Annotated in this window: 4 protein-coding genes; all 4 read left to right on the top strand. The window is 37.9% G+C overall.

Features of this window, described 5'->3' with window-relative positions; translation table 11 throughout:
• Positions 1–299: class II fructose-bisphosphate aldolase (locus ACY65O_RS16380; RefSeq protein WP_462221939.1), on the top strand; the 299-nt coding region annotated here is incomplete at its 5' end.
• Between the two features lie 153 nt (positions 300–452).
• Positions 453–1,370 carry an acetyl-CoA carboxylase, carboxyltransferase subunit beta gene (gene accD, locus ACY65O_RS16375; protein ID WP_462221938.1) on the top strand — a complete coding sequence of 306 codons (918 nt, stop codon included), beginning with the start codon at positions 453–455 and terminating at the stop codon, positions 1,368–1,370.
• 1,021 nt (positions 1,371–2,391) lie between these two features.
• Positions 2,392–3,396: an amidohydrolase gene (locus tag ACY65O_RS16370; RefSeq protein WP_462221937.1), complete on the top strand. Its 1,005-nt coding sequence runs from the start codon at positions 2,392–2,394 to the stop codon at positions 3,394–3,396.
• A gap of 20 nt (positions 3,397–3,416) precedes the next feature.
• A complete protein-coding gene (locus tag ACY65O_RS16365; RefSeq protein WP_462221936.1) occupies positions 3,417–3,686 on the top strand; it encodes a M20/M25/M40 family metallo-hydrolase in 270 nt (89 codons plus the stop codon).
• Positions 3,687–3,709 lie beyond the last annotated feature (23 nt).

Here is a 3,709-nt window from a genome sequence, read left to right as displayed (position 1 = left end):
TTGTATTTCATGGTGGCAGCGGCTCACCGCAAAATCAAATAAGAGAAGCCATTGGATATGGTGCTATAAAAATGAATATTGATACCGATATGCAGTGGGCATTTTGGGATGGTGTTTTAAATAATTATAAAAAGAACGAAGCGTATTTACAGGGACAGTTAGGTAATCCCGATGGTGCCGATGTACCCAATAAAAAACATTACGATCCAAGGGTTTGGCTACGTAAAGGAGAAGACAGTTTTATAAAAAGATTAGAAGTGGCGTTTGAAGATTTGAATTGTATTAACAGGAATGCATAAATGGTTTAGGGTTTAGAAGTTTAGAGGTTTAGTTTGAAAAAAAATTAGAAGTTTAGTTTACACTCCTAAACATCTAAACCCCTAAGCTCTAAACGTCTAAACCCTAAACTTCTAAACCAATATTACTTCTACACTCAAAAAACTATTACGACTATGAGCCAGAAGAAAGAAGAAGATTTTGAAATAAACCTTACCGGCGAAGAAGGTGATTCGGAAGAAATGAAAGCCAGCTGGTTTAAGCGAATAAAAAAGGGTATCCTTACCAGTACTAAAGATAAAAAAGATGCACCCGAAGGTTTGTGGAGCAAATGTCCCAATTGCAAATACACCTGCACCATTTCTGAATTAAGCGAAAATAAATTTGTATGCCCTAAGTGCGAATACCACCACCGCATAGGCAGCGAAGAATATTTTGAAATTATTTTTGATGATAACCATTACACCGAATTATTTGCCAACATAAAATCGAAAGATTTTTTAAATTTTGTTGATTTAAAACCTTACAACAAACGGCTGGAAGAAACCTATGCCAAAACCGACATACACGATTCTATAACGGTGGCGCATGGCAAAGTAAATACCAACGACATGGTAATTGCCTGTATGGATTTTGAATTTATTGGTGGCAGCCTGGGCAGTGTAATGGGAGAAAAAATTAGCCGTGCCTGCGATTATTGCCTTACCCACCGCATCCCTTTTATGATCATTAATAAAAGTGGCGGTGCCAGGATGATGGAAAGCGCCTTTTCCCTGATGCAACTGGCAAAAACCTCCGGCAAACTATCGCAATTAAGCGATGCACAAATACCTTACATCTCTCTTTGTACCGACCCTACATTTGGCGGTACCACCGCATCTTTTGCCATGCTGGGAGATGTTATTTGCGGCGAACCCGGCGCCCTTATTGGCTTTGCCGGCCCACGTGTAATTAAAGAAACCATTAAAAAAGATCTGCCCGAAGGTTTCCAACGCAGCGAATTTTTATTAGAGCACGGTTTTTTAGATTTTATTATTCCCCGAAAAGAATTGAAAGAAAAGCTGGCCACGTTGCTGTTATTATTTAAAGGTTGATTGCGGTTGTAGTATTATGTATGTTACATTTTTAAGGTAATTTTTTAAGTAGATGCCTGCATTTTTAGCTGCCTGTAAATACTATAAGTCCGCTGGATTATTTTGAATTGTATTTGCGCTGCTCTAACCCGGTAGCCTTTTTTTTCAACGCTTTAAAAAACAACTATTATGCAAATATTTGTTTATGCAAAGAAGTAGTGTATTTTGGCGTAATGTTAGGAGACCATCATTCTTAATACTATTGAGCTCTATTTGCTTCTCCTGTAACTACAACAAAAACTCGTCAGACAAAGGGATAAATTCATCAATTGACAAAGTTTCATTGGTTGACACAACATCCAAAATAAATATCCCTGCAATTATACTTGACACTTTCATTTTACATCCAACAGGCTATGCGGACATTTCTCAATTTAATGACACGACTATTAACGGAATTAAACTTAATGACTGCAACACAATTGAAAAACTTTTTGGTGACAATTATATTTTACTACCAGACATAGATGATTTGCCAAGCATTCAAATACTCAACAATAAAGAATCTCAACTTTTGACTATGTATATGTGGAATGGGAGTTCAAAATGTGACTTTAGCCAATTTCAAGTAGTACTCACTTCAACAAATAAAAAGTATTTATAAAAACCATTCAAACTAACCTTAAACAACTTTAAATCAGGCAAGACTATTTATTTAGGAATAACTTCCGACCAACTTAAATCAAAGATTGGAAAACCAAATGAAATAAGAAAAGAAAAAGGGCTTATTATTTTTTCTTATCAGCAATTTAACGACCTTTATTTTGCTGACTATTATTTCAAAACTGACAAGCTTATAAAGTTTCGTTATGGCAATGAATATCCGTAAAGCACTACCCCCAACATCAAGGGCTTTGCTGAAAGTGCGTTTGGACGTTGAAGCAATCAGCTGGCTTCACTTTTATTTTCCTGGTCGTACAATCCGGTAAGTAAACATTAAATTGCGTCGAAGTTTTCCATCCGCCATATAAAAAAAAAACTCATGATAAAAACTACTACTGCTTTACTTTTCTTTATTCTCTGCTCCTGCACCATTGCTGCACAGGACATTTCAAAAACCATTGATGCAAAAGCATTAGCCATTCAAACTAAATTAGTAGAGTGGCGCAGGCATATTCACCAAAACCCCGAGTTAGGTAACAGGGAATTTAAAACCGCTGCATACATTGTTGAACATTTAAAATTGCTGGGATTAGAAATACAAACCGGTGTGGCAAAAACAGGTGTGGTAGCCATTTTAAAAGGTGGCAAACCCGGCCCCTGCATTGCATTGAGGGCAGATATTGATGCCTTGCCTGTAAAGGAAAGAGTAAATCTTCCTTATGCTTCAAAAGACAGCACCGATTACTTGGGCCAAAGAGTGCCGGTAATGCATGCCTGTGGCCATGATACTCATGTGGCCATGCTGTTAGGCACAGCCGAAGTTTTAGCCAGCATGAAAAAAGATATTGCAGGTACGGTGAAATTTATTTTTCAACCGGCAGAAGAAGGCCCGCCGGGTGATGAAGAAGGTGGTGCTCCATTAATGGTGAAAGAAGGTGTGATGGATAACCCAAAAGTAGATGTGGTATTTGGCATGCACATCGAAAGCAATATACCCGTGGGGGAATTGCAATATAAAAGCGGTGCATTTATGGCATCGTCTGATTGGTTTTCGATAAAAGTAAAAGGTAAATCGGCACATGGTGCACAGCCATGGTTAAGCGTAGATCCTATAAGTGTATCGGCACAAATTATTGAAGGGCTGCAAAATATTGTAAGCCGCCAGATGGATCTTACCAAAGCGCCTATTGTAATTACGGTGGGCAAAATTCATGGTGGTGTAAGAAATAATATTATACCGGAAGAATGTTTAATTGACGGCACCATAAGAACATTAGACAGTAAAATGCAAACTGACGTACATCAAAGAATAAAACAAACTGCCGAAAAAATTGCAGAAGCCAGCAATGCCATTGCCGAAGTAAAAATTGATACTAAAACATAGTAACCTACAACACACCTGCATTGGTAGATAAAATGATCCCTTCTTTACAAACTGCCGCCGGAAAAGAAAATGTACGTGCAATGGAATGGGTTACCGGTGCCGAAGACTTTAGTTATTTCGGTACCAAAGCCCCCGCTTTCTTTTTTTATATTGGCGGCATGCCTAAGGGTAATGATGCAAAAAATGCGCCACCACACCACACCCCCGATTTTATGGTTGACGACAGTAAATTGTATATAGGTGTAAAAATTTTTTGCCAGTTGGTGATGGATTATGGAAAGATGAAATAGGGTTTGATTTAAATATTTTTTTG

This window comes from Ferruginibacter sp., from assembly GCF_031430955.1.
Taxonomy (GTDB): Bacteria; Bacteroidota; Bacteroidia; order Chitinophagales; family Chitinophagaceae; genus Ferruginibacter.
This window is presented reverse-complemented; position numbering and strand designations above follow the sequence as displayed.

What these genes read in the sequence shown, in the direction of transcription:
- accD (WP_462221938.1), top strand. Translation starts at nt 453, where the DNA reads ATGAGCCAGAAGAAAGAAGAAGATTTTGAAATAAACCTTACCGGCGAA.
- ACY65O_RS16370 (WP_462221937.1), top strand. Translation starts at nt 2,392, where the DNA reads ATGATAAAAACTACTACTGCTTTACTTTTCTTTATTCTCTGCTCCTGC.